Annotated in this window: 26 protein-coding genes and 5 pseudogenes; 14 read left to right on the forward strand and 17 right to left on the reverse strand. The window is 71.2% G+C overall.

The window, feature by feature from the left end; translation table 11 throughout:
* Positions 1-512: 512 nt before the first annotated feature.
* A complete protein-coding gene (locus tag AC3EVP_RS06490; protein WP_435127069.1) occupies positions 513-1655 on the reverse strand; it encodes an FAD-dependent oxidoreductase in 1143 nt (380 codons plus the stop codon).
* 107 nt (positions 1656-1762) lie between these two features.
* On the opposite strand from AC3EVP_RS06490, the gene AC3EVP_RS06495 reads away from it, so the two are divergent.
* Positions 1763-2461, forward strand: coding sequence for a TetR/AcrR family transcriptional regulator C-terminal domain-containing protein (locus tag AC3EVP_RS06495; RefSeq protein WP_435127071.1), 699 nt, complete (start codon positions 1763-1765; stop codon positions 2459-2461).
* A gap of 207 nt (positions 2462-2668) precedes the next feature.
* On the opposite strand, the gene AC3EVP_RS06500 is transcribed toward AC3EVP_RS06495, so the two are convergent.
* On the reverse strand, positions 2669-3400 hold the full coding sequence (locus AC3EVP_RS06500) for an IclR family transcriptional regulator (RefSeq protein WP_435127073.1): 732 nt from the start codon (positions 3398-3400) through the stop codon (positions 2669-2671).
* Positions 3401-3470: 70 nt separating this feature from the next.
* On the opposite strand from AC3EVP_RS06500, the gene pcaH reads away from it, so the two are divergent.
* Genes pcaH through pcaDC form a run of 4 tightly spaced genes read left to right on the forward strand, consistent with a single transcriptional unit; the run spans position 3471 to position 7069 of the window.
* Positions 3471-4250: a protocatechuate 3,4-dioxygenase subunit beta gene (gene pcaH, locus AC3EVP_RS06505; protein ID WP_335972405.1), complete on the forward strand. Its 780-nt coding sequence runs from the start codon at positions 3471-3473 to the stop codon at positions 4248-4250.
* Entirely contained in the window at positions 4247-4783 is a 537-nt protein-coding gene (gene pcaG / locus AC3EVP_RS06510; protein ID WP_435127076.1) for a protocatechuate 3,4-dioxygenase subunit alpha, read from the forward strand. Before pcaH ends, pcaG begins: the two co-directional genes overlap by 4 nt.
* The gene (locus AC3EVP_RS06515; protein WP_435127078.1) at positions 4776-5930 is read left to right on the forward strand and encodes a lyase family protein; all 1155 of its coding nucleotides are present in this window, start codon (positions 4776-4778) and stop codon (positions 5928-5930) included. The genes pcaG and AC3EVP_RS06515 overlap by 8 nt, the downstream gene beginning before the upstream one ends.
* A complete protein-coding gene (gene pcaDC / locus AC3EVP_RS06520; protein ID WP_435127080.1) occupies positions 5927-7069 on the forward strand; it encodes a bifunctional 3-oxoadipate enol-lactonase/4-carboxymuconolactone decarboxylase PcaDC in 1143 nt (380 codons plus the stop codon). The genes AC3EVP_RS06515 and pcaDC overlap by 4 nt, the downstream gene beginning before the upstream one ends.
* Before the next feature lie 15 nt (positions 7070-7084).
* Here pcaDC and AC3EVP_RS06525 read toward each other — a convergent pair whose 3' ends face one another.
* A complete protein-coding gene (locus tag AC3EVP_RS06525) occupies positions 7085-7963 on the reverse strand; it encodes a LysR substrate-binding domain-containing protein (RefSeq protein WP_435127082.1) in 879 nt (292 codons plus the stop codon).
* A 70-nt stretch (positions 7964-8033) separates the two neighbouring features.
* Here AC3EVP_RS06525 and AC3EVP_RS06530 point away from each other — a divergent pair, with 70 nt between their 5' ends.
* The 3 genes from AC3EVP_RS06530 to AC3EVP_RS06540 are packed head-to-tail and all read left to right on the forward strand — an operon-like array spanning position 8034 to position 10611.
* Complete coding sequence (locus AC3EVP_RS06530) at positions 8034-9230, forward strand: thiolase family protein (protein WP_435127084.1); 1197 nt, start codon at positions 8034-8036, stop codon at positions 9228-9230.
* Positions 9227-9922: a 3-oxoacid CoA-transferase subunit A gene (locus AC3EVP_RS06535; protein ID WP_335972399.1), complete on the forward strand. Its 696-nt coding sequence runs from the start codon at positions 9227-9229 to the stop codon at positions 9920-9922. Before AC3EVP_RS06530 ends, AC3EVP_RS06535 begins: the two co-directional genes overlap by 4 nt.
* Positions 9919-10611 (forward strand): 3-oxoacid CoA-transferase subunit B, encoded by a 693-nt coding sequence (locus AC3EVP_RS06540; RefSeq protein ID WP_435127086.1) that lies wholly within the window; start codon positions 9919-9921, stop codon positions 10609-10611. The genes AC3EVP_RS06535 and AC3EVP_RS06540 overlap by 4 nt, the downstream gene beginning before the upstream one ends.
* A gap of 133 nt (positions 10612-10744) precedes the next feature.
* Here the strand turns inward: AC3EVP_RS06540 and AC3EVP_RS06545 are convergent.
* A pseudogene (locus AC3EVP_RS06545) lies at positions 10745-11287 on the reverse strand (aldehyde dehydrogenase family protein); the annotation flags it as partial.
* Between AC3EVP_RS06545 and AC3EVP_RS06550 the strand changes: the two are divergent.
* Together AC3EVP_RS06550 and AC3EVP_RS06555 are read left to right on the forward strand one after the other, a co-directional pair.
* A complete protein-coding gene (locus AC3EVP_RS06550; protein WP_435127088.1) occupies positions 11220-11570 on the forward strand; it encodes an FAD-dependent oxidoreductase in 351 nt (116 codons plus the stop codon). The pseudogene AC3EVP_RS06545 and the gene AC3EVP_RS06550 sit on opposite strands and share 68 nt — an antisense overlap.
* 403 nt (positions 11571-11973) lie before the next feature.
* Positions 11974-12381 (forward strand): VOC family protein, encoded by a 408-nt coding sequence (locus AC3EVP_RS06555; protein ID WP_435127090.1) that lies wholly within the window; start codon positions 11974-11976, stop codon positions 12379-12381.
* Between the two features lie 171 nt (positions 12382-12552).
* On the opposite strand, the gene AC3EVP_RS06560 is transcribed toward AC3EVP_RS06555, so the two are convergent.
* From AC3EVP_RS06560 to AC3EVP_RS06570, 3 genes and pseudogenes are all read right to left on the reverse strand, one after another.
* Positions 12553-14028, reverse strand: a complete 1476-nt coding sequence (locus AC3EVP_RS06560) for an MFS transporter (protein WP_435127092.1) — start codon at positions 14026-14028, stop codon at positions 12553-12555.
* A gap of 349 nt (positions 14029-14377) precedes the next feature.
* Positions 14378-14809: pseudogene (locus tag AC3EVP_RS06565) on the reverse strand (transposase family protein); the annotation flags it as partial.
* Between the two features lie 111 nt (positions 14810-14920).
* The gene (locus AC3EVP_RS06570) at positions 14921-15358 is read right to left on the reverse strand and encodes a winged helix-turn-helix transcriptional regulator (protein WP_435127094.1); all 438 of its coding nucleotides are present in this window, start codon (positions 15356-15358) and stop codon (positions 14921-14923) included.
* Between the two features lie 96 nt (positions 15359-15454).
* On the opposite strand from AC3EVP_RS06570, the gene AC3EVP_RS06575 reads away from it, so the two are divergent.
* Both AC3EVP_RS06575 and AC3EVP_RS06580 read left to right on the forward strand, forming a co-directional pair.
* The gene (locus AC3EVP_RS06575) at positions 15455-16204 is read left to right on the forward strand and encodes an SDR family NAD(P)-dependent oxidoreductase (RefSeq protein WP_435127096.1); all 750 of its coding nucleotides are present in this window, start codon (positions 15455-15457) and stop codon (positions 16202-16204) included.
* Between the two features lie 184 nt (positions 16205-16388).
* Positions 16389-16532: pseudogene (locus tag AC3EVP_RS06580) on the forward strand (flavin reductase family protein); the annotation flags it as partial.
* 264 nt (positions 16533-16796) lie between these two features.
* Here AC3EVP_RS06580 and AC3EVP_RS06585 read toward each other — a convergent pair.
* From AC3EVP_RS06585 to AC3EVP_RS06630, 10 genes and pseudogenes are all read right to left on the reverse strand, one after another.
* Positions 16797-17335, reverse strand: a pseudogene (locus AC3EVP_RS06585) (DJ-1/PfpI family protein).
* A gap of 125 nt (positions 17336-17460) precedes the next feature.
* Positions 17461-17631 (reverse strand): annotated as a pseudogene (locus tag AC3EVP_RS06590) (FAD-binding protein); the annotation flags it as partial.
* Positions 17632-17665: 34 nt separating this feature from the next.
* Positions 17666-17926 (reverse strand): helix-turn-helix transcriptional regulator, encoded by a 261-nt coding sequence (locus tag AC3EVP_RS06595; protein ID WP_435127098.1) that lies wholly within the window; start codon positions 17924-17926, stop codon positions 17666-17668.
* A 62-nt stretch (positions 17927-17988) separates the two neighbouring features.
* Positions 17989-18111, reverse strand: coding sequence for a hypothetical protein (locus tag AC3EVP_RS06600; protein ID WP_435127100.1), 123 nt, complete (start codon positions 18109-18111; stop codon positions 17989-17991).
* Positions 18108-18665 (reverse strand): DUF6907 domain-containing protein, encoded by a 558-nt coding sequence (locus AC3EVP_RS06605; protein ID WP_435127102.1) that lies wholly within the window; start codon positions 18663-18665, stop codon positions 18108-18110. Before AC3EVP_RS06605 ends, AC3EVP_RS06600 begins: the two co-directional genes overlap by 4 nt.
* A 36-nt stretch (positions 18666-18701) precedes the next feature.
* On the reverse strand, positions 18702-19583 hold the full coding sequence (locus tag AC3EVP_RS06610; RefSeq protein ID WP_435127104.1) for a helix-turn-helix domain-containing protein: 882 nt from the start codon (positions 19581-19583) through the stop codon (positions 18702-18704).
* Complete coding sequence (locus AC3EVP_RS06615; protein ID WP_435127106.1) at positions 19580-20101, reverse strand: DUF6907 domain-containing protein; 522 nt, start codon at positions 20099-20101, stop codon at positions 19580-19582. Before AC3EVP_RS06615 ends, AC3EVP_RS06610 begins: the two co-directional genes overlap by 4 nt.
* A complete protein-coding gene (locus AC3EVP_RS06620; RefSeq protein WP_435127108.1) occupies positions 20098-20604 on the reverse strand; it encodes a hypothetical protein in 507 nt (168 codons plus the stop codon). Before AC3EVP_RS06620 ends, AC3EVP_RS06615 begins: the two co-directional genes overlap by 4 nt.
* 257 nt (positions 20605-20861) lie before the next feature.
* Positions 20862-21851, reverse strand: a complete 990-nt coding sequence (locus AC3EVP_RS06625) for an ATP-binding protein (RefSeq protein WP_435127110.1) — start codon at positions 21849-21851, stop codon at positions 20862-20864.
* Complete coding sequence (locus AC3EVP_RS06630; RefSeq protein WP_435127382.1) at positions 21805-23154, reverse strand: NsdA family TPR-like regulatory protein; 1350 nt, start codon at positions 23152-23154, stop codon at positions 21805-21807. Before AC3EVP_RS06630 ends, AC3EVP_RS06625 begins: the two co-directional genes overlap by 47 nt.
* A gap of 271 nt (positions 23155-23425) precedes the next feature.
* On the opposite strand from AC3EVP_RS06630, the gene AC3EVP_RS06635 reads away from it, so the two are divergent.
* Both AC3EVP_RS06635 and AC3EVP_RS06640 read left to right on the forward strand, forming a co-directional pair.
* Positions 23426-24178 (forward strand): nucleotidyltransferase family protein, encoded by a 753-nt coding sequence (locus tag AC3EVP_RS06635; RefSeq protein WP_435127112.1) that lies wholly within the window; start codon positions 23426-23428, stop codon positions 24176-24178.
* Positions 24179-24201: 23 nt separating this feature from the next.
* A complete protein-coding gene (locus AC3EVP_RS06640; RefSeq protein ID WP_435127114.1) occupies positions 24202-25023 on the forward strand; it encodes an STM4013/SEN3800 family hydrolase in 822 nt (273 codons plus the stop codon).
* Positions 25024-25120: the final 97 nt, after the last annotated feature.

The raw sequence follows: 25120 nt of genomic DNA on the forward strand, positions 1-25120 counted from the left end.
GTGCGGCGCGCCCATGGCGCCCGTCCCTGCCCGACGACCGGGCTGACATCGCGCCGCTCCGGGACCAGTCCGCGGGGACGGCCGGTGATCGGCCTACCAGGGCGGTGGGCGAGCGGAAGCCGACCGCGGTCGGCGGCGTGCAGTCGCGTCCCGTCCGGGAGCCCGACGGCGACCTCGCAGGCGCCGTGGTGGTGGACATCTCCACCTCAAGCCGGATGAGAGCCGAGCAGCTTGCAAGGGGCGCCACCGCGCGCGGGTGGGCCTCGGCGGCCACCGTGGGTTCTCCCACTTCACCGTGCTCACCGGCTTCTCTGCGAAGTCCAGCGGTGCACCGCGTAGTTCAAGGCCGCGACGAAGGTCTTGCGCTTGCGGCGTCGCCGTCGCTCCGAGAGCCGCTTTCCCGTCCAGCCGCAGCTTGAAGGCGTCCAGCATCTCCGGCACCCCGAGCGGCTCCTTCAAATCCGTCAGCGGCCGGGACGCCTTCGCCACCCCCGAGCACCCGGGTGCGGAGGTCACTGAGTCTGCTCGGCGGCGGTGAACAGTTCGACGAAGCCGAACGGTGCGCGGTCGCCGAGCAGAAGGTCCAGCATGGCGTGTGCCTGGGCGTAGAAGGGTTCGGTGCGGGCGAACAGGGCCTCTTCGTAGGCGGTGAGAGCCGCGTGGATGTCGTCGGGGTGAGTGGCGATGGCCTTGCCGAGTTCGGCGCCGTCGAACATCGCCAGGTTCGCGCCGTCGCCGGACGGCGGCATCAGGTGTGCGGCGTCGCCCAGGAGCGTCACGCCGGGGACGCGTTCCCACCGGTGTCCGTCGGGGAGCGTGTGGATCATGCGCGCGACCGGCGCGGTCTCGCCGTCGGTGATCAGTGCGGTGAGTTCGGGTGCCCATCCGTCGAACTCGGCCGCGACGCGGGCGGTGGCGGTGGCGGCGTCGGTGAAGTCGATGCCGGCGACCCACTCGGCGGATCGGTTCAGCTCGACGTAGGTGTGCAGGACGTTTCCCGCCTCGCGGTGCCCGGCGATTCCCGCACCCGGTGCCAGCGCGCACATCGCGCCGGCTCCGACCGCCTCGGCCGTCGCGGCGTGCCGCTCGTCGGCGTCGTGGAGGTAGGTCTCGATGAAGGTGGTGCCGGTGTACCGCGGCTCGGCGTTCGACAGCAGCGGCCGGACCTTCGACCAGGCGCCGTCGGCGCCGACCAGCAGAGCGCTGGTCACGGTCGCGCTGTCCGTGAACGCCAGCTCGTGCCGGCCCTCGCCCAGCGGCCGGACGCCGGTGACCTTGCGTCCCCATTGGACCGTCTGGTCGGGGAGGGAGTCGAGCAGGATGCGGCGCAGGTCTCCGCGGAGCACTTCGGGGCGCCGCCCCGTGCCGTCGTCCGGCTGGTCGAAGAGCACCTTGCCGTGCTGGTCGAGGATGCGCATCGCCTCGGCGCCCTCGTGGATGATCGAGCGGAACTCCTCGGTGAGGCCGGCGTCGGCCAACGCGCGTTGCCCGTCCTCCTCGTGGATGTCGAGCTGGCCGCCCTGCGCGCGGGATGCGGCGGAGGGGTCGGCCTCGTAGACGGTCGCGGGGATGCCGTGGACGTGCAGTACCCGGGCGAGGGTCAGGCCGCCGAGGCCGGCGCCGACGACGGCGATCGGGTGGTGGGCGGTGTTCATGGGCTTCCTCTTTCCCGCACGGGCGGCACTGGGCCGTACCGGGCCATTATGGATCGGCGTTCCATAAAGATTATGGAACGCCGTTCTAGGCGTGTCAAAATGAGGTCATGCCACGGACACGAGGAAGAGCACCCGCCGGAGGGCGCGCCGACGCCCTCTCACAGGAGGTCGTCGTCGGCGCGGCGATCACCCTGCTGGACGAACTCGGCGAGCGAGGACTCACCTTCCGGCTGCTCGCCGAACGGCTGCAGACCGGCACCGGCGCCCTGTACTGGCACGTGGCGAACAAGGACGAGCTCGTGGCGCTGGCCGCCGACCAGGTGCTCGGCCACGCCATGGCCGCGGCTCAGCTCCCCGCGGAAGGCGCCGGCTCCGCGCTGCGCGCGCTGGGCATCGCCGTCTTCGACGGCCTCGACCAGCACCCGTGGGCCGCCTCCCACCTCACCGCGCCCACCGCCCTGCACCACGGGCTGCGCCTGCTCGATCGCATCGGCACGCTCGTCGCGCGCACCGGGCTGCCCGCGGAGCGGCAGTTCGCCGTCTCCACGGTGATCTTCTACTACGTCACCGGAGTCGGCGCCCGCATCATCGCGCCGGCCGTCACCGTCGGCGCGGTCACCAGCCGGGAGGACTTCCTCGCCCGGGCCGGCGAGCGCTGGAGCAGCCTCGACCCCGGTGAGTACCCCTTCCTGGCCGGCGCCGTGGAGGACCTGCGCGGCCACGACGACCGCGACCAGTTCGTCACCGGCCTCGACATGCTCCTGAACGGCCTCCACACGACCCCGGACCCGACACCGCCGGCGTGACCGAAACCCCGACGGCGACGGACCGCCGGCGAGCTGGAGCAGGAGGACGACGATCCGTGCGCCGGCACGGCGGGACAGCCGTTGCGGTGGGCGGCGGGAAACGCCGGACCAGCCGCACGCCTCGGAGCGCTCGCTGGCCGCGCCGCGCTGGGTCCCGAACGCAGGCACCGCCGCGCGCGGCCCCCGACTCAGAGTGCTGCGGCGTCGTCACGCGAGGCTGCGGGCGATTCCCCGGGCGGCGACACGCAGGGCCGCCACCAGCCGCGGGCGGGTGCGCCGCAGGTCGGGCACGACAAAGCCGACGGAGGCCACGACGCGGTCGGCGACAACGACCGGTACGGCGACCGAGCAGGCGCCCAGTGACATCTCCTCGACGGTCGTGGCGAAGCCGTCGGCGCGCACGCGGTCGAGCTGCTGCCGCAGCCGCGCCGGCGCCGTCACCGTATACGGCGTGAACCGGCGCAGCCGCTCGCCCAGGACCGTCTGCCGCACCTCGGCGGGCCCGTACGCGAGCAGGACCTTGCCGACCCCGGTGCAGTACAGGGGCAGGCGCGAGCCGATGGTGCTCACGATCGGGACCGACGCGTGGCCCGCGAGCCGGTCGACGTACAGCACCTCGGTCCCGTCGCGGACCGCCAGGTGCACGGTCTCCAGGGTCGCCCCGTAGAGGTCGTGCAGGAACGGCGAGGCGGCCTCGCGCAGACCGGTCTGGACCGGGGCGAGCATGCCGAGGTCCCACAGCCGCCGGCCGACGACGTACGCGCCGGTGTCGAGACGGCGCAGGGCTCCGCACGCCACCAGTTCCGCGGCCAGCCGGTGCGTGGTGCTCAGCGGCAGGCCGGACCGGGTCGCGATGTCGGTCAGCCGCAGGGTCCGGTGGCGCTCGCCGAAGGCCCCCAGGAGCGCGAAGACGCGCGCGGTGACGGAAGGCGTCGACATCGGGGCCTCCTTCCGCTCAGTGGAAGTCCAGAGTGGATGCGGACACCGCGGCGGCGCCAGGGTGACGGCTATGAGCTTCACCACCCAAGCGCAGATCTCGGCCGAGATCGCCGAGATAGCAGCGGCCCCCGGCCAGGACGCCGTGCCGCAGCCGCGGATCGACTATCCGCCGTACCGTTCCAGCGTCCTGCGCCACCCGACCAAGAACCCCCGGCACGCCGACCCCGAGACGATCGAGCGCTGGGCTCCCTGCTTCGGCCACCGCGACGTGCACGCGCTGGAGGCCGACCTCACCATCGGGGCCGGCCGCGGGCCCGAGCCGGACTTCTCCGGCGAGCCGATCGGCGAGCGGATGACGGTGTCCGGCCGGATCGTCGACGGCGACGGGCGGCCGGTCGCCGGCCAACTCGTCGAGATCTGGCAGGCCAACGCCGCCGGCCGCTACATCCACAAGCACGAGCAGCACCCGGCGCCGCTCGATCCCAACTTCACCGGCGTCGGCCGCTGCCTCACCGGAGCGGACGGGTCCTACCGCTTCCTGACCATCAAGCCGGGACCGTATCCGTGGGGCAACCACCGCAACGCCTGGCGGCCCGCGCACATCCACTTCTCGATCTTCGGGAACGCGTTCACCCAGAGGCTCGTGACCCAGATGTACTTCCCCGGTGATCCGCTCTTCGCGCTCGACCCGATCTACCAGTCGATCACCGACCAGAAGGCGCGCGACGCGCTCGTGGCCACCTATGACCACGACCTGACGGTGCCCGAGTTCAGCACCGGCTACCGCTGGGACGTCGTCCTCACCGGCAGCGGCCGCACCCTGATGGAGCCCGAGGAGGCTGCGCAGTGATCACCCCCGGACAGACGGTCGGCCCCTTCTTCGGCTACGCGCTTCCCTACGACGGCGACAGCGAACTCGTGCCCGCCGGCCGCGCCGACGCGATCCGGCTGCACGGCACCCTCTTCGACGGCGCCGGTGAGCCGATCCGGGAGGCGCTCGTGGAGATCTGGCAGCCCGACGCGCAGGGCAACGTCCCGCGGGAGCCGGGCTCGCTGCACCGCGACGGCTGGACCTTCACCGGCTGGGGCCGGTGCGAGGCCGACCGGACCGGCCACTACTCGTTCTCCACGGTGCTGCCCGGCGCCACCGACGAGGGCAGGGCCCCGTTCTTCGCGGTCACCGTCTTCGCCCGCGGGCTGCTCGACCGCCTCTTCACCCGCGCCTACCTGCCCGGCCACCCCGCCAACGCGGCCGATCCGCTGCTGTCGTCGCTGCCGGCCGGAGAACGTGATTCCCTGGTCGCCGTGAAGGAACCCGACGGACTGCGGTTCGACATCCACCTCCAGGGCGAGCGCGAGACGGTTTTCCTGACCCATGGCTGATCTGTTGTGGCCGGGCGGCGAGCGGGCCGGCGACATCTTCACCGACGCCGCGTTCCTCGCCGCCATGGTCCGTGTCGAGCAGGCCTGGCTGGACGCGCTGGCCGGCGCCGGGCTCGCGGCGCCGGTGTCCCTGGTCGCGCCGGACGCCGACGTCGTCGCGGCCGGCGCGGAGTCGGGCGGCAACCCGGTCATCCCCCTGGTGTCGGCGCTGCGCCGGCAATCGCGCGACGTCCACCGGGGCCTGACGTCGCAGGACGTGCTCGACACCGCCCTCGTGCTGTGCCTGCGCGACGCCGTGCGCGCCGTCGAAGGGGCGCTGTCCCGCCAGGCCGCCGCACTGGCCGGACTGGTCCGCGCCCATCGCGGGACCGTCATGGCCGGGCGCACCCTGACGCAGTACGCCGTGCCGATCACCTTCGGGCTGAAGGCCGCCACCTGGCTGAACGGGGTGACCGCGGCCGCCGACCGGCTCACCAGGTGCGCCCCGCTGCCCGTGCAGCTCGGGGGCGCCGCCGGCACCCTGGCCGCGTCGGACGCCCTCGCCGGCGGCCCCGACGGGGCACTGCGGCTGGTCGAGGACACCGCCGGTCGGCTGGGTCTGCCGGTGTCGGCGCCGTGGCACACCGAGCGCTCCGTCCTGACGGAGCACGCCGACGCGCTCGTGGCCTGCGCGGACGCCTGGGGCCGGATCGCCGGGGACGTGGCCCTGCTGTCCCGCCCGGAGCTGGGCGAATTGCGCGAGGCCGACGGCGGCGGCTCCTCGACCATGCCCGGCAAGAGCAACCCGGTGCTGTCCGTCCTGCTGCGCCGGCACGCCCTGGCGGCGCCCGGTCTGGCCGCGACCCTGCACACCGCCGCCGGTTGCTACGTCGACGAGCGGCCGGACGGCGCCTGGCACGCCGAGTGGGACACCCTGCGGCTCCTGGCACGGCGCAGCGTCGTGGCCGCCTCGCAGGCCGCCGCACTGGTGGAGGGCCTCGTGGTCGACGCGGACCGGATGACCGCGCGGGCCGGCCAGGAAGCCTCCCAGCTGACCGCCGAGCAGTGCAGCATGGGCGGCGGTCAGGGCCCCTACCTCGGCGCGGCCGACGCCCTCGCCGACGCAGCACTCGGGCGCGCCCGCCGCCTGTGGAAGGACCTCCCGTGAAGCTCTCCCTCGTCCAGTTGGCAGGCGCCGAGGGGCGCCCCACCCTCGTGGTGGGGCCGTCGCTCGGCACCTCCGTCACCGCGCTGTGGAGCCGTGCCGCCGCCCATCTCGGCGAGCGGTTCCACGTCGTCGGCTGGGAACTGCCCGGCCACGGCAGCGGCACGCCCGTGCAGGACCCCTTCACCATCGCCGATCTGGCCGCCGGGGTGGTCGAGGCCGTCGACCGCACGCTGGGCGCGGTCACCTTCGGCTACGCCGGCGACTCGGTCGGCGGCGCGGTCGGACTGCAACTCGCCCTCGACGCACCGGACCGGCTGACGGGAGCCGCGGTGCTGTGCACCGGTGCGCGGATCGGCAGCGACCGGTCGTGGCACGAGCGGGCGGCGCGGGTGCGCTCCATGGGCACGCCGGCCGTGGTGGAGATGTCCGCCAAGCGCTGGTTCGCCCCGGGGTTCCTGGAGCGCGAACCCGAAGCCGGCACGGCCCTGCTGCGCTCGCTCCAGGACGCCGACCGGGAAAGCTACGCCCTCGTCTGCGAGGCCCTGGCCGCGTTCGACATCCGCGGCCGGCTGTCCGCGATCGGCGTGCCGGTCCTCGCCCTGGGAGGCAGCCACGACGCCGCGACCCCGGCCGCGGTGCTCCGGGAGGAGACGGCGGCCGTACCCGGCGGGCGGTTCGTGGAACTCGACGGCGTGGCCCACCTCGCCCCGGCCGAGGCGCCGCGCACGGTCGCCGACCTGCTCACCGACTTCTTCGTCCGCGTACCGGCCCGCGACCCCGTGCACGAGGCCGGCATGAAAGTGCGCCGCGCGGTCCTCGGAGACGCCCACGTCGATCGCGCGATCGAGCGGACCGGTGACGTGACCCGGGACTTCCAGGAGTTCATCACGCGGTACGCGTGGGGGTCGGTCTGGACACGCCCGGGCCTGGCCCGGCGGGACCGCTCGATCGCCGTGCTGACCGCGCTGGTGGCCGGACGCCACTTCGAGGAACTGGAGTTCCACCTGCGGGCCGCGCTCACCAACGGGCTCTCCCGGGAGGAGATCGTCGAGGTGCTGCTGCAGTCGGCGGTCTATGTCGGGGTGCCGGCGGCCAACACCGCATTCGGTGTCGCCGCACGGGTCCTGGCCGAGGGCTGACGCCCGCCGGGGGGTTCAGAACAGACCGCGGATGACCTCCACCGCCCGGGCCAGGTGCGGCTCTCGGCGGTCCGCACGGTGCGCGACGGCCAGTTCGATCGACGCCGATCCCGCGAGGGGCCGGTAGACCACACCGCTGAGAGCGAGTGCCGTGACCGGCTCGGGCACGACCGCGACCCCCAGGCCGCCGGCGACGAGGGTGACGAGGGTGGACGTCTCCCCGACCTCGTGCCGGATGCAGGGCTCGACGCCGGCGGCCCGCAGGAGGTCGAGCACGACGTCGTGCATCACCGAGTGCCGGTCCGCCAGGTGCACGATCAGGTCGGCGCCGGCGAGGTCGGCGGCCCGCACCCGGGACTCGGCGGCGAGCGCGTGCTCGGCGGGGAGCGCCGCCACCAGGCGCTCCCTGCGCAGGACATGGACCGACAGCGCGGGATCGGCGGCGGGCGGACGCAACAGGGCCACGTCGATCGCGCCGCTGTGCAGCGCCCCCACCTGGTCCGGCACGAGCATCTCGCCGCGGAAGGCGAAGTCGATGCCCGGCAGTTCGGCGGTGAGGTGGCGCGACAGCGTCGGCAGCAGGCTGTACGTGGCCGAGCCCACGCAGCCGAGTGTGAGGTGGCCGACCACGCCGGCGGCGACCCGGCGGGCGTGGTCGGCGGCCTCGTCGATCCCGGCGAGGACCGCCCGCACCCGGTCGAGGTAGGCGCGGCCGGCGTCCGTGAGGTCCACCCGGCGGGTGGTGCGGTGGAAGAGCTCGACCCCGAGCTCGCCCTCGAGTTGCCGGATCGCCTGGGACAGCGGCGGCTGGGCCATGTGGAGCCGGGCGGCCGCGCGCCCGAAGTGGCGTTCTTCCGCGACCGCGGCGAAATACCGGAGCTGGCGTAGATTCATATCCTCAGCATCTCAATCAACGACGGAACTGATACTTCCGGATATCGGCGTGGGCGTCTAGCGTCGAGCCATGAGCAGCGCATTCCTCTACGCCGCCGTCCGCACGCCCTTCGGCAGGTACAACGGCGCCCTGTCCGACGAACGGCCCGACGACCTGTCCGCCACCGCCGTCAACGCGGTGCTCGCGCAGGCGCCGTCGCTGGCCCCCACCGCGATCGACGAGGTCGTCTGGGGCAACGCCAACGGCGCCGGCGAGGACAACCGCAACATCGGCCGGATGGCCGCGCTGCTGGCGGGGCTGCCGACGAGCGTGCCCGCCACGACCGTCAACCGGCTCTGCGGCTCGGGTCTGGACGCCGCGATGATCGGCTCCCGGGCGATCGAGACCGGCGACGCCGCAGTCGTCCTCGCCGGCGGGGCCGAGTCGATGACCAGGGCTCCGTGGGTGCTGCCCAAACCGTCACGCGCCTTCCCGGCGGGCGACGTCACCGCCGTGTCGACGACGCTGGGCTGGCGGCTGGTCAACCCGCGGATGCCCAAGGAGTGGACGGTCCCGCTGGGGGAGTGCAACGAGCAGCTCCGGGAGCGCTTCGGCATCTCCCGCGAGCGCCAGGACGAGTTCGCCGTCCGCTCCCACCGGCTCGCACACCAGGCGTGGCAGGACGGCTTCTACGACACACTCGTCACCCCGGTCGCCGGCCTCCTCCGCGACGAGGGCATCCGTCCGGACTCGACCACCGAGAAGCTCGCCGCCCTCAAACCCTCGTTCCGGCCCGACGGCACCATCACCCCGGGCAATGCCTCCCCGCTCTCCGACGGCGCCTCCGCGGTGCTGCTGGGCAGCGAGGCGGCGGCAGCGGCCGTCGGCCGCGACCCGCTCGCCCGGATCGCCGGCAGGGGCGCGGCCGCGCTGGACCCGCAGGACTTCGGCTACGCGCCGGTCGAGGCGGCCGGCCGGGCGCTCGCCCGCGCCGGGATCACCTGGGACCAGGTGGGAGCCGTCGAGCTCAACGAGGCATTCGCCGTCCAGTCACTGGCCTGCGTCGACGCCTGGCTGAAGGACGGCCTGCGCGACCCCGGCGTCGTCAACCAGCGCGGCGGGGCCCTCGCGATCGGGCACCCGCTGGGCGCCTCCGGCGGCCGGGTCCTCGCGACGCTGGCCGCGGTCCTGAAGGAGCGCGGCGAGCGGTACGGCGTGGCAGCGATCTGCATCGGAGTCGGCCAGGGGCTGGCCGTCGTCCTGGAGAACCCGGAGGCGTCGAAGTGAGCCGCGCCGTCGTGCTGGAATCGACCGACGAGGCCGTCGCCGGGATCGAGGACGGCTCGACCGTGCTCGTCGGGGGCTTCGGCCTGGCCGGCATGCCGTTCGACCTCATCGACGCCCTCATACGGCAGGGCGCCAAGGACCTGACGATCGTCTCCAACAACGCCGGCAACGGCGACGTGGGCCTGGCGGCCCTGCTGGCGGCGGGGCGGGTCCGCAAGGTCCTGTGCTCCTTTCCGCGGCAGACCGACTCCTACGTCTTCGACGCTCTCTACCGCGAGGGCAAGGTCGAGCTGGAGGTCGTGCCCCAGGGCAACCTCGCCGAGCGGATGCGCGCCGCCGGCGCCGGGATCGGCGCGTTCTACTGCCCGACGGCGGTCGGAACCCCGCTCGCCGAGGGCAAGGAGACCCGCACCATCGACGGACGCGACTACCTCCTGGAATACCCGATCAAGGGCGACTACGCCCTGATCGCCGCCCACCGCGCAGACCCGGTGGGCAACCTCGTCTACCGCAAGACCGCCCGCAACTTCGGACCCGTCATGGCGACCGCCGCCGCGACCACGGTCGTCCAGGTCGACGAGGTCGTCCCGCTCGGCGGCCTCGACCCGGAAGCCGTCGTCACACCGTCCCTCTACGTCGACCGCATCGTCCCGGTGCCGTCCCGTCACTACACCGTCCAGGGGGCACGATGAGCACCGACGCCACCGCCGCGACCGGCCCGTCCACCACAGGCGGCGTACCGGTGGCCGCGGACCGACCGCTCGGCGTGGACGAACTGGCCGCCGTGATCGCCCGGGACATCCCCGCCGGGGCTTTCGTCAACCTCGGAATCGGCCAGCCGACCCGGATCGCCGACCACCTGCCCGCGGACCTCGGCGTGGTCCTCCACACCGAGAACGGCATGCTCGGCATGGGGCCCAAGGCCGAGGGCGACCTGATCGATCCCGACCTCACCAACGCCGGCAAGGTCCCCGTCACCGAACTGCCCGGTGCCGCGTACTTCCACCACGCCGACTCCTTCGCCATGATGCGCGGCGGCCACCTGGACGTCTGCGTGCTCGGCGCCTACCAGGTCTCCGAACGAGGCGACCTGGCCAACTGGCACACCGGCAAGCCCGACGACATCCCCGCCGTGGGCGGAGCGATGGACCTCGCCATCGGGGCGAAGGACGTCTACGTGATGATGACGCTCTTCACGAAGTCCGGCGCACCCAAGCTGGTCCCGCACTGCACCTACCCGCTCACCGGCGTCGCCTGCGTCAGCAGGGTCTACACCGAGGTCGCCACCTTCGACCTGCGCCCCGACGGCGTCCACGTGCTCAGGACCTACGGCCTGACCGTCGACGAACTGCGCGCACGCCTCGACATCGAACTGCACTGACCGCGCCCCGCGGCCGGACCTCCCACTGAACGGAAGACGACGCCGGCACAGGCGGACCTGGCCGGCGTCGTCGCGTCCCGGGCCGGTTCGACGTACCCGGCGGCGGGCTGCGCCGGGTGGCCGGGACACCCGGTCAGAAGGGGTAGCGAGCGGCACTACCGCGCATGGTGATCCAGCGGGTCTCGGTGAATGCCTCGATGTTCGCGGTCGCACCGCCGAAACGGGAGCCCGTACCCGATGCCTTCACCCCGCCGAACGGCGCCACCGCCTCGTCGTTCACCGTCTGGTCGTTGATGTGCACGATCCCGGTGGGGATCTGCTCGGCCACCGCCAGACCGCGCATCACGTCCCTGGTCACGATGCCGAGCGACAGCCCGTACTCGCTGTCCGCCGCGATCCTGACCGCGTCCTCCACCGACCTGACGCGTGTGACCGGCGCCACCGGGCCGAAGACCTCTTCGGTGAAGGCCGGCGCCGTCAGCGCCATGTCCGCCAGTACCGTCGGGCGGTAGAAGAGGCCCTCGTGGGTGCCGCCCGCCGCGAGCCTGGCTCCCTGGGAGACGCTTCCGGTGACCAGGCGGTGGATCTTGTCGCGCTGACCGGCGTCGATGATCGGCCCCAGAGCGACGTCGCCGCCGAACGGGTCGCCCACCGGCAGGCTCTGCGCCTTCGAACTCGGCGGCCTGCCGGACCTGGTCACCGAGCACTTCCCGGGGCTGCTCGCCCACCCCACCCGCCTCAACGTCTACATGGACGGTTCCACCCCCGACGGACAGCCCGTCCTCGGCCCGCTGCCCGGCACACCGGAGGTCGTCGTCGCCGGGTTCTCCGGCCGCGGCTTCAAGATGGCCCCGGCGATCGGACACCTGATGGCCGAACTCGCCGTCCGGGGTGGGACCGCCACCGACCTGAGCCACTTCGACCCGGCCCGCTTCCTCCCGGAGCCCGGGGTCGCCTAGGGCCTGTCGTTTGGATCTCCGTGGGAGAAGGAGCGGGGTCCGGTGCGTGCAACTGCAAGGCGGAGGAGGGAGTCGACGCGGAGCGTCGGTGACCGACGAGAACGCAGCAGATGTGCGTGCCGGGCGACGCGACGCCGCGGAGATCCAAACGACAGGCCCTAGGGACCCATCCGATGGGCCGGCGGGGAGAAGAGCGGGCGGCACGCCGGCGTCGGTGCCCGCGCGGGCCTCTTCTGAAGGTCAAGGCAGTGAGCTTCTCGCGGAGGTGTGCGTGGGCAAGAGGATGCGGACGACCACGGATTGGCCTGCCCGGGGAAAGGCGGTAACGGAGCCGGTGCTCTGACCGGGAAGGGCTGCCGGGTTGGGCTGGCGCGTCCGTATGGCCAGCAGGCAAGATCGCCTGATGACTCATCTCGGACTGGTGACCGTTGTCGTGCGGGACTACGACGAGGCCATCGCCTTCTACCGGGACATCGTCGGCTTCGAGCTCCTGGAAGACACCCGGATCGACGAGGGCAAACGGTGGGTGGTGGTCGCTCCGCCGGGCGCGCGGGAGACCGCGGTGCTCCTGGCCAGGGCCGTGACCGGCGGGCAGGAGGCGCGCATCGGAGACCAGACCGGCGGCCGGGTCGGCTGGTTCCTGAACACCGACGCCTTCGAGCACGACTACGAGCGGATGCGGGCAGCCGGGGTCGTCTTCGAAGAAGCGCCCCGGCAGGAGCCCTACGGCACGGTTGCCGTCTTCCAGGACCTGTACGGCAACCGCTGGGACCTGATCCAGCTGCGCCGGCCCAGTGGCGTCGGGCGGTGATCCGTTCCGGCAGCTCGGGAGCCGAGCATGTCCGGGATCGTAGCGGGCGGCTGAGCTGCGGCAAGCAGGAACCGGACGGTCAACTCCCCGCTTGTGCTGCTGACCCCTTGCCCAGGAACTGCTTTGCGGATCTCCACCCACGACAACATCAACGACCCACCTGCGCACCCGTCAGGGGCAGTAGTCGTCCGGGTTGATGCCCTCCCGGAACCGGGCGAACAGCGGCGGGGAGTTCCATCCTGGCTGCTGACCGCCCATCCACTCGTCCACCGCCGGCGTGGGCGGGTGGCGCACCCCGCCGGCCACGTACAGGGCGACGCCGATCACCGCGCCCGCGACGGAGATGCCGAAGCAGATCCACAGGGCCGTCCTGGTGCCCGCGTCGAGGTCGGGGCCGACGGTGGCGGCGATGTACAGCAGGATCGGAGCGATCAGGAACGCCGCGACCGCCCGGACGAGTTCGATGATCGCGAACACGCGCTGCACGTTGTTGGAGCGCAGCGAGAACCCGGCGATGAACAGCGCCGGGACGACCGAGGCGCCGACGCCGATGCCGACCAGTCCGGAGCCGACAGCGGTGAGCACTGCAGTGGGCGGGGCGGCGGCGTTCATGGCCACGATGCCCGCAATGAGGAAGCCCATGCCGACAAGGACGTAGTAGTGCAGCGCGCGGGTGCGGAAGATGACGCTGAAGGCGGCCGCGGTGACCACCGCGCCGCCGAACTCGGGAAGGTAGAGCAGCCCCAGGTGCAGCGGGCTGTGGTGGGGTGCGAGCGAGGTCAGGGTCAGCGAGATCGCCGACACCGACGCGGCCGCCGCGCAGATCGCGGCGATGATGCCGGCGACCGGGAGCGTGCTGGCCAGGCTCCGGACGCACAGCAGCGGATACTTCGCCGTGTACTCGTGAACGAGGAGGGCGACGATCAGCAGCAGCCCCCCGAGCAGCGGCCCGCACGCCGTGGGATCGAGGAAACGGTGCGTGAGCAGCCACGAGGCGCCGAAGAACGAGGCCGCGCAGCCCAGTGTCGCCAGCCCGAGCGCGACATAGTCGATCGGAGCCCCGGGATTCACCGGCGGCGTGTCCTGGAACGTCAGCAAGGACAGTACGAGCGCCGCGAAGGCGATGCCGGCGATGATCCAGAACAGCGGCCGCCAGCCGTGCGCGTTCGCCTGGATGCCGCCGAGCACCGGACCGAGCGCGACCGCCCCGAAGATGCACACGTTCAGGATCACCACGGTCCCGCGCAGCTTGTCCGGCGGATAGCCGATGATCAGCGGTGGCGCGGCGGCGATCAGCAGCAGACTTGTACACAGACCCTGCAGGAGGTGCCCGACGATGAACATCGAGGGGTCGACGGCCGCGGCGGTGAGCACCGAACCGATCACCAGCAGGGTGCCGTAGACGATCAGCATCCGCCGCTGGTGCAGATGCTGGGCGAACTGCACAGCCAGCACCGTCCCCACCGCGTAACCGGCATTGGCCATGCCCGTCGTCACGCTCATCGCCTGCACGCTCATACCCAGTTCTTCGGCGATATGCGGGGTGAGCGGCCCCAGCGCCGCCGACAGGGCCAGGTACGGCACCAGGGCGAGCACCACCATGGCCGCCACTACCGGATAGCGACCAGCCAGCGGACCCTCGCGCATCGGGCATTCCCTCCCGTTCACCAACGATGATGAGACGACTGCATGAGGTCACCATGCTGCTCCGTGGCCGCTGCCTTGGCGTCAAGCACACCCGCGATGTCACCTGATCGACCCTCAAGCCGGTGCGCGCCACCCGGTACTCTCCGGTAACGGGACTGTGAGACGTTCGGGTCTGTTCCGTAGTCGGTGGTGACGGAGGATGTGGTCAGCCCAGGAGGATGCGGTGGCGGAGGAGGGGGAAACTCGCGCGGCCGTACATCTGGCGCTTGATCAGTTTGGTTTTGTAGTTGACGCCTTCGGTCCCGCCGTTATGGTGCGGCAAGGTGAGGGCGGCGTCGACTGCCGTGTGCCGCAAGGCGGAGGCGTATGACACGGGCACGGCCATCGATGGGGCGAGCCGGGCGGAGGCCCGGCCGCACGACTCCTTGACCACCTCGGAGAGCTGGCTGGTCAGATGCGCGGTACGGCGCTGATGGCGCTCCAGGAGCCCGGGGACCTGCTCTCGGAGGGTCTGCCGACCGCAGCCCCGAACCGGGTAGACCCGCCGCCGTATCCTCACCCGGACCACGACCTGCCGGCCATCGACCGGCACGTCCCGCACTGTCCGGCCGTGATACCCATGGACCCTCCCCGTCAGCACCCCGCGCGCCGGACAGGGAACGGGAACATCCCGGGTCCGGGCCGAACCCCGGACCATCTCGCCGCCGTCCGCCACATCCTCGATGACCAACGCGGACAAGCCCGAAGACACCGTTCCCACAAGCGTGTTCGCATCATGCACGCTCGATGATCACAGGCGCGCACTCGCCGTCACCACCGACTACGGAACAGACCCGAAGGTCTTACAGTCCCGATCCCGTGGCCGCAAAGCGCTTCTCGAAGGAGACCGGGCCTATCGTCGGTGGTTCGCCACCGCGGGCGGCATGGGTGGGTCGGCGTCGTAGGTGGCCTGGGCCGCCTGAATGGTGCTGGTGTGGTGGTCGACCCAGGTGACGAGGTCCTTGAGGCGCGGGGCCAAATCTCTTCCCAGGTCGGTCAGTTCGTAAGTGACCTGGATCGGCACGGTGGGGGTCACGGTGCGGCTGACGAGCCCGTCCCGGGTCAGGGCCCGCAGGGTCTGGGCGAGCATCTTCTCGCTGACGCCTCCGATGCGGGCGGCCAGCTGCGAGAAGCGGTGCGGCCGGGCCGTCAACGCCGTGATCACCAAGGTGGCCCAGCGGCTGGTGATGTCGCCGAAGATCGGCCGGACCGGGCAGTCAGCGGCGAAGACGTCCCGTTGTGGGCGCACCCGCTCCTGATCGTTGGCCGTCTCCGGCATCGGCTGGTTCATGGGTAGGTAGCTTACCAAGAGGTATGTCCTTACGATCGGTAAGCCTGTATACCGTCGACTCGTCAGGAAGTCAGTGCTGAAGCGAGGAGCAGGACAATGGTCGACCTGAACGGACGTGTCGCCTTGGTGACCGGAGGAGGCAAGGGCATCGGCCGGGGAATCTCCTCCGCGCTTGCCGCTGCCGGTGCCGCGGTCGCGGTGAACTACGCGGCCGACCGCCCGGCCGCCGAAGCAGCCGTTGCCAGTATTGTCGGCAACGGCGGCAGGGCCGTGACGGTGGCCGGCGACGTCGGCAGCCCTGACGACGTCGAGCGTATGTTCCAGCAGGCCAACGCCGCTCTCGGTCCGGTCGACACGCTGGTGAACAACGCGGCGGTCTACTCCTTCCAGCCGTTCGAGGACGTCACGCCGAGCGAATTCGACCGGCAGTACCGGACCAACGTGCTCGGCGTGTTCCTTACCTGCCAGACTTTCGTCAAGCAGGTGCCCGAAGGCGGCGGGTCGATAGTGAACATCTCGACCTCCGACATCTCCAGCAACACCCCCGGCTCGGCCCTCTATACCTCGACCAAGGGCGCCCTCACCACGCTGACCAGAGTTCTGGCCAACGAACTTGGGCCGCAGAACATTCGGGTCAACGCCGTCGCTCCGGGTGCCACCGACACCGAAGGCGCCCGAGCGCTCGGCCTCATCAACGACGAGAACGTGGCCAGGGTGGTCGCCACCACGCCGCTCGGCCGTCTCGGGCAAGCCGGCGATGTCGGCTCCGCGGTGGCTCTTCTTGCCTCCCAGGACGCCGCATGGATCACGGGCGACGTTGTTTTCGCCTCCGGCGGGCTGCGCTGACGCCGCGCTTGCGGGGGTGGGGCGGGATGGTGAGAGCGTCCCAAGGGGGCGGTGGGGTGGTGGTCACGGGCTCGGCTTTCGGTCCAGTGGTCGTCCGATACCGGGCACTGTCCGGAGAACCGAAGGTTTGGTCGCGGCGCGATCCCCTGGTAGGGGCGACGCCGAACGCGTGGATACTGGCCGCATGCGTATCGACTTCGATCCTGCCCAGACGGACCGGAATGCGTTCTACCGGCTGTTGACCTCGGTGGTCGTGCCGCGGCCGATCGCCTGGGTGTCGACCACCAACCGGGACGGTACGGCCGACAACCTCGCGCCTGCGAGGTTCGCCGGACAGCGGTATCGGTGAAGGCCGACGGTACCTTTCGCGGCGTCGCCCGATCAAGAACCTTGGACCGTGTAGCCGCCGGCGGGCAGGTTGGCGGCGTTGGCGCAGCGGGCCAGGCGGCTTGCGAGATGCCGCTGTTCGGGTGATGTGCGGTTCGGGGCATGGGCCCGTGCCAGGAGCGCGTCGTGTGCGGCTCGCAGAATACGCACGGTAGGTCATCGGCTGGTCGGCGACGGGCGAGCGCGGGGAGCGGCGGGGGACCGCTCAGGCCGGTGGCCGCAACTGCCGGAGGACGGTGCGGTTGAAAGCCGGCAGGTCGCCGTGCCTACGGCTGGTGATCAGGGTGTTGGGTCTCACCGTGCAGATTTCCACTTCTGGCCCACCCACGTTGCTCCTGCGTTGCGCAGATCGGTCTGCAGACTCGGCCACGAGGTGAGGGTGCGGTCGCGGGCCGTGCCCGCCTCGATCAGCGTCCACGGCGCATGGCCGATCGCCGCTACCGGCTTGCCCTCGAGGAAGAAGCCCCGGCGAGTTAGAGCGCTCGGTGTCCTGATGCAGCATGTCGGGGTTAACCACACCGCCGGGTAGTACCAGCACGTCGAAGTCGTCCACCGACGCCTCGCGCACGGCGAGGCCGGCGGGGAAATATCGGCCTTGTCCAGGTGGTCGAACCTCTGGACCTCCCCCCGTCGGGCGCGATCAGCGACGGCGTCGCGCCGACGCCGGACAGGCCCTCCCTCCCACGGTGAGGTCAGCTCAAGCTGCTCGACTCCTTCGCCCGGGGTCAGGAATGCGGCTCGCACGACATCACGTCCTCTCGTTGCCGGCGACCCGTATCCGGCGCCGTCACCAGAGAGCCCTTTTCATACGGGGCGAGGCACCGCGGGTACCTGGCCCGACCGCCGGGAGAGGGACACCAGAACTACGGGGCGAGTTGACGGTTCGGCTCGTCCAAGACGATGCCGGGATCGACGACGCAGGTGCGCCCCTCGGCATCGACCGAGACCAGCAGGTCGCAGAGCTTCGTCCAGTCCACGACGACCGCGGTGTTCATGCACTGGCCGCCCAGGCTGGTGCGGCGGCCCCGGGAAAGCACGGGGCGCGCCTAACCGGCGCCCGCTGCTGCGCAGTTGTCAGCCGGCGGCATCGGCAATGGCGTCCCCGCGCTTGCGTTCCAGGATCACGAGTGGACAGTTCAGCGCCTGGGCGATCTTGATCAGATTGGCGGGCGTGGCGTTGCGCCGGCCTGACTCGATGTCGCCCATGAGCTGCTCGGAGATCCCGACCCGAGCGGCCAGGGCCCGCTTGGTCAGCCCCTCCCTTTCGCGGGCCCATGTGACGGCCGCCGGTTCCTGACAGAGCCTTCTGGGCCGAGTCCCAGCACGTGATGGCATCCCTGCTCCCAAGCTGTTCAATCGCCGGCATCACACCGGCGGTTTGCTGAAGGTTTCCTGCATCAGGGGGCGGGTTGGCCGGCGATGGCCAGGCCGAGGACGAGTCCGATGGTCAGGGCCAGGGCAGCGATCAGGGCGATGCCGGTCCAGCCGGCGATGAGGGCGATCTTCCAGTGGCGGATCACGGGAGATCGGCCTTGCTCTCGTTGTCGGCGGGGGGCGTGGGGTGGTGGGTGGCCCAGTCCTCGCGGGCGGTGGTCAGGGTGGGGAGGACGGTGGTCTCGAAGTAGTCGGCCTGGGTGCGGATTTGGGTGGCGAAGCGGGCGAGGTCGGCAGGGGAGAGGCCCTCGAAGTCCCACTCTTCGATGATCGTGAGGCTGGCGGTGGGGACCTGCTGGTGCGGCTGCGGGGAGTAGGGGTGGCAGGCGATCTGGGAGGCGAACATCAGGCTGGTGGACTCGCGGTAGCGGGTGCCGTTGATCTCGATGTCGAGGGTGGCGGGCGGCAGGACCGGGTCGACGGGCAGCATCGTGTAGTGGGCGTGTTCGCGCAGGTGGTTCATGGCCTGGTCCAGCGTGATGTCGGTCCGGCTGGGGTCGTCCATGGACCAGTCGGGCTGGCGGCCGGTGAGGGTGATGCCCTCGATGGTGCTGATCGTCCAGGTGCGCGGCGTCACGGTGGGCTCGGGGTCGGGGGGCGGCGTGACGGTGGGTTTGGTGAGCAGGGTCGTGAGGCTCATGTCCGATGGCTCCTGAGTGGGTGTGGAGTTGGTTGGTCAGCGGGTGCCGGTGCGCAGGGCGTGGAGGTGCTCGATGGTCTGCGCGGGAGTGAGGGCCACATCACGCAGCTGGTCGTACTGCCGACTGAGTTCCTCGACGTCGTCGGGGTCGTCGGTGAGGTGGTCGGTGAGGGTGCCGTGCGCGTAGGCGAGGGGGTTGCGGGCGCGGAAGGACAGCAGCTGGAGGGGGCCGCGGAGGTCGTGAGGCCCTGCGTGCAGCGGGAGGAGTTGCAAGGTGACCGCAGGTTCGTGGGCGGTGGCGATGAGGCGGTCGAGTTGGCCGTCCCAGGTCGCCTGGCTGCGGGCGCGGCGGTGGAGGACCAACTCGTCGAGGACGGCGCGGTAGCGGACCGGGTGGGGTGTGGTGGCGGTGAGGCGGGCTTGGCGTTCGCGGAGCGCGTCGAGCTGTGCGGCCAGGGCTTCCGGCGACTGCGGGATGGTGGTGGCGAGCTGCTCTTCGGCGTACGCGGGCGTCTGGAGCAGGGCAGGGATGGTGGTGAGGGCGTATTCCTGGATGCTGGTCGCGGCGGCTTCCAGGGCGGTGAGTCCGCCGGCCGCGCGTTTGGCTTCCCGTTTGGCCAGGCGCCACAGGCCGGCGAGGAGAGTGCCGGTGCCGTAGTAGCGGTCGAGGGCTTGGGCGACGGTGAGAGTGCCGAGACGGCCGCCGGTCTCCAGACGGTGGAGGTAGGACTGCTCGTAGTGACACTGATCGGCCAACCCCTGGAGGGACAGGCCGGCCTTCTCACGGAGGAACGCGAGGTGGTGGGCATACAGGGCCCGAGCGCTGACCTGACCGGCCGCGAACGACGCGGCAATGCGAGCGAGTTGGCTGGCGCTGGTGCTCTCAGGGCCCGTGGCGGCGGGTGTGTCGGTGCTCACTGGCGGGCCCCCGTTCCGGAGGTGTGGTGGGTGGTCCATTCGGCGCGGATGTCGTTGAGCTGGGGGATGACGACGCGGTCGAGCCGGTCGGCCACCGCGCGCAGCCCCTGGACGATCTCGGTCAGGCCTGCCGGATCGAGGCCAGTGATCTGGTACGCGTCGGCGACCCACACCGTGGCGACCGGGATCGCCGGCTCGGTCACCCCGGCATAGGGCGTGCAGGTGATGCTGGAGCGCAGGATCTCCAACCCCTCCGGCGCGTCCGTCCCGTTGCCGGGCGGGTACGCGTGCAGGACCTGCCCGGGGAACTCGGTGACGTGGCGGATGTCGGTGAGGCGCGCGGCCAACTCCTCCGGGAGCACGTCCTGTTCGCTGGGGTCTTCGGTGGCCCAGGGCGGCAGATAGCCGGTGGTGCGCTCGCCGGTGGTCGTAGTGATCAACCACCGCCGTACCGAGCTGGGCGTGGTGTCGGGCGCGGTGGCGGGTAAAGCGGTGGGCGCGGGGACCGCGGGGTTCATCGTGCGGGTGTCCTGTTCGTGGTGGGACGGTGGAATCGGCTGGTGGCGTCGAGCACGCGGCCGTCGGGGGGCCGGGCCCGGTCGGCGAGGAGCGGACCGAAGAGCGCGGAGAGGTCCGGTTGCGGTCGAGGGTCGCTGAGGTCCCAGCTGTGGGCGCCGGGGTGGCCGGCGTACTCGCTGCACGCCTCACCGCCGTCGGCGGTCGTGGCGGGGCAGTCGGGGAGCGTGATGGCCAGGTAGGGCTCGATGCTGTCCCGCCAGGCGGCCCAGATGGTGCCGGCGTCCGGGCCGCGCAGGTTCATCACCACGCTGTGGTGGACCGGGCCGCGGTGCTGCTGGAGCGTGCAGACGAGCAGCTTGTAGACCTCGTCGGGGTCATACACCAGGCCGTCCCAGGCCGGTTCGGCGGTGTGGGCCATGCCCAGGGCCGTTTCGGCGAGCTGGGCCGGTACGAGGCTCCGTCGACCGCAGATGAAGCGGCGGCTGGCGCTGCGGTGAGGCATCACGTACGGCTCTTTCGTCGGATCGCTTCGTATGAAGGGGTGTTGGCCCGCTCCGGCCAGGTGTGCCGTGAGTCCGTCACGCCCTAAGGGGAGCTGGGGGTTTGGATGCCTGCTTGACTCGGCGTGGCCGGAGCGGGGAAGGGGCCGCTCCAGCGGCACAGGTGCCCGCTGCCGCCCGCACGGGGACGGAAGTGCGTACGGCGACGTGGGTGACGCCTGCGGGCATGCCGCTGAAGCGGAGCAGAGAGGCGTTACGGCTAACCGTGTGGGTCTGCCGTTGCCGTGCTTCCGTGGTCGGTCACCACGGTCATCGCGCGGCATGCGCGGGCACTGCTCGACAGTTCAGAAGAGGAGGTCGGACCAGAAGGTGTGAGGTTCCTCTTCGTAGCTGGATCTCCGTTGCCTTCGTGATGATGAGGACGTGCCGTTGACGGAATGGTCCGAGCGACAGAAACAGTCGTGCTTTCGCTGCTTGCGCGAGTACCCCGAGCGCGAGCGATGCGACGTCGAGTGTGGGGTTCCCACAACTCGTCAGGGCGCACCGGAGGGGCTGTCGGTAACAGCAGCCGGAGCTGCGCCCAGACGACCTTGCCCTTCCCGTGCGGCACCAGGTGGTAGCCCCACACACCGTGACTGAGCGCGGCGACGAGATGCAGCCCCCGACCGTTTTGAGCCTCGCCGGACAACGGCCGAAGGATGGGAGGTTGATCGCTCGCATCGCGCATGGTGATGTGGAGGCTGTCCAGGCTGGCGCACAGTGCGAGTGAGCACTCGCGGACGCTTCGCCTGTCATCCCGCGGCTCCGGCGGGCAGGAGGAGCCACCCGCGTGCCGTACCGCGTTGCCGGTCAGTTCGGACACGATCGTCAGCGCGTCCGCCACGGCGTCGGGGACCGCGCCCCATCGCTCAAGGGCCTCCCGTGCGTGGGTCCTGGCGTACCGGACGGCGGACGGCTCGCAGGTCAGATTCAGCCTGCTCCAGTGGATGCTGCTGGCGTTCAAGGTCACACCTCCTGACGCGTGAAAGCGCGGCACCGGAGTTCGGCGTCGGCCTCTTGCCTGCACTACGCAACCGTGTGTGCACGCAAAGCGGTACTGCACGGGGAGGTGCGGGGCATGAAAGCCATGAAAGCCCGGAGCGTCGCCGACGCTCCGGGCTATGACCTCGTAGGAGTGGCTCTCTGCACGTTCCGCGACGGCTCTATACGACGGTGCCTTTGCGGGCGGCGACCTGGCGGGCGCGCTCATGCAAGGCCCGTACGGGGCGGGCGGTGCGGTGGGTGCGGATCATCGTGCGCATCGTGTCGAAGTGTTCGTCGCCGCGTGCGGAGGAGACCTGTTCGTAGTCGCCGAGGAAGGCGGTCCAGGTGGCGCAGGCGGCGTCGAGGTGGCCGAGTTCGGACTGCCGTTGGGCGAGGAGTCCGTTGGCGTGGACGCGTCCTTGCCGTTCCTGCTCGGGTTGGGTGCGCAGGCAGTCCTGCATGGCCTTGATGGAGCCGGGCAGGTCGCCGAGGTGGTACAGGACGGTGCTGGTGTGGAAGAGGTACGCGGACAGGTCGTAGCCGCCGACGGCGTCCTTGCGGGAGTCGGCCTTGGACAGTGCGGTCTCGGTTTCGGCGAGGCGTGAGAAGGCGGTGCCGCGGTCTCCGGTCATGGCGGCGGAGGCGGCCTGCTGGCCGGCGAGGAAGGCGTGCAGCCGGGGGCCTGCCTTGGGGGAGGCTTCGGCTGCGGCGTCGGCGAGTTGGAGCGCTTTGGTGCCGTGTCCGAGGTTGCCGGCTTGCAGGCTCATCCCGCGCAGGGTGCGGCAGTAGGTGATGTGGTCCTCGGCGGCGCCGGCCAGGCCGAGCGCTTTGACGTAGTAGCGCTGGCCGAGGCCGTGCTCGCGTTCGTACATCGCCATCCAGCCGGTCAGGTAGACCAGGTCGGAGGCGGCCGAGAGCAGGTCCGCGCGGACCGCGGAGGTCGCGTCGGCCCGCAGGTACGGCGCGACGGTGTTCACCAGGAAGGCCGCGGCCATGGGGCGTGCGTGGCCGCCGCCGAACAGGTCGAGGATGTCGGCGATCCGCTCGGTCATCGACCGGACGGTCTCCACCTCGCCCGCGCCGACCCGGGCCGTGCGCCGGGCGGTCGCGGTCCGGTCGGCGCCGGCGAGTTCGGGGTATCCGGGCACGACGAGGGCGGCGGAGTACAGCGCCTTGGTCAGCACGCCCCGGCGGGAAGGGTCCATGTCCGCCTTTCCGAGTTCGAGGAGATCGTCAACAGTCTCTCCGCTTCCGGGGTTCGGGGAAGGGCCGATATCCGCCAAACCGGCCTCGGCAGGCGTGACGGGCCGCTTCAGCTTCCGGGCGAACGCCTCAACGATGATCGGCCGCACCTTGGCGCGCGGCATGGTTCCGCTCACCCAGTGGCTCACTGCGCTCTGGTCGTAGTGCAGCGACAGACCGGCCTCCTGGCCGGCGCGGTTGACCGCCCGGGCGCACTGGGTCAGTGACCAGTCGGCCTCGTCGAGCAGTGCCGCCAGACCGGTGTTGCGTGGAGTCTGCTGAGCCATCCCGGTCAACTCCTGCGAGATCCGCGGGTTTTCAAGGGTTTCATGCTCGCCCACCGCTTTCACGGTACCGCTCAGCGTAGCCGCACGGTTGCCTAGTGCGTACAGCAGACGTCCACCGGGCCGCTTCGCCCAGGCCGGTCGCTCGGCTCCCGGTTTTCCGCGCATCGATCACGGGCGGCGTCGGCGTCGGTCCGCTCGCGGGGCGGGGTCCGCTGTCAGGATGCCTGCCATGGGCGCCACCCCGGCGTCACCGTAGGAGGAGTACCCGCACATGTCCGCAACACCCGTTCCGCAGGCGCTGATCCTGGCAGGCGGCCAGGCCACCCGCATGCGCCCCTACACCGACGACGCCCCCAAGGCGATGGTGCCCGTGGCCGGCGCGCCCATCGTCGGCTACCAACTCGTGTGGCTCGCCCAGCACGGCATCACCTCCGTGACGATCAGCGGTGGCTACAAGCACGAGATGATCAGCGACTACGTCGGCGACGGTGCCCGCTTCGGCCTGAAGGACGTCCGCTACGCCATCGAAGCCGAACCGCTCGGCCGGGGCGGGGGGTTGAAGTTCGCCGCACGCCACCTGCCCGAGCCCGACTCCCCGTTCTACGTCCTCAACGGCGACGTCATCAGCTCCTTCTCCCTCACCGCGTTCGCCGACTACCACGAGGAGAACCACGGCGCGGTCACCGTCGCACTGTCGCCGTACCGCTCCAACTGGGGCGTCGCCGACCTCGTCGACGGCAACCGCATCCGGGGATTCAGGCAGTCACCGGAACTGCCGTACTGGATCAACGCGGGCATCTACGTCTTCAACCCCGACGTCGTGCCCATGCTCCCCGACCTGGGCGACCACGAGGACAGCACCTTCCCTGAACTCGCCCGCGACGGCCGCCTCGTCGGCTACCGCCTGTCCGGCTACTGGCGCGGCATCGACACCGTCAAGGACGTCATCGAAGCCAGCCGCGAAGTCCGCGCCACCGGCGGCCTCCTCCCGCCCGAGCTCCACACCACTTCGCCCGAGAACTAACGCCAGAACCGAGGAACACCGGCATGGTGATCAACGCCAACGACGTCATCGGCACCCACCACATCCTGTTCGTCACCTTCGACTCCCTGCGCTACGACGTCGCCCGCGCCGCCCTCCATGCCGGCCAAACCCCGCACCTCGCAGCCCTGTTACCCGGCGGGAAATGGGAAGAGCGGCGCACCCAGGGGTCATTCACCCTGCCCGCGCACATGTCCTTCTTCGCCGGCTTCCTGCCCGTGCCCTCCGGCCCCGACCGGCCCCACCGGCTCTTCGCCTGCCAGACCCCACGCGGCACCACCATCGGCCCACGCACATATGTCTTCGACGCACCCGACATCGTCACCGGCCTGGCTGCTGCGGGCTACCACACCGTCTGCATCGGGGGTGTTGGCTTCTTCTCCCGGCAAACCCCGCTCGGCAGTGTCCTGCCCGCCCTCTTCCAGGAGAGCCACTGGAGCCCGGACACCGGCCCCGACAGCCCCGACTCCACCCGCCACCAGACCGACCTCGCCCTCAAGGCCCTGGACAACCGCGACCCGGCCCAGCCGCTCTTCCTCTTCCTCAACGTCTCCGCCACCCACACCCCCACCCACGGCTACCTCCCCGGCGCCACCGCCGACTCCTGGGAGAGCCAGTGCGCCGCCCTCGCCTACGCCGACACCCACCTCGGCCGCCTCTTCCACGCGCTCCCCGATGCCGGGCCCTGGCTCGTCGTCCTGTGCGCCGACCACGGCGACGCCTTCGGCGAGGACGGCCACCACGGCCACGGCATCACCCACCCCACCGTCTGGAACGTCCCCTACGCCGAACTGCTCCTGCCCGGCCGACCACGAGGCGACGTGTAACCGACGACAGGGCAGATGCGCCTGCTCCGGAGTTCACGGCGTCAGGGGTTGCGAGCGCGGTTGCCCACAGCTGCCTGGACTTTTCCTTGTCCCCCTG

Source organism: Actinacidiphila sp. bgisy144 (assembly GCF_057708105.1).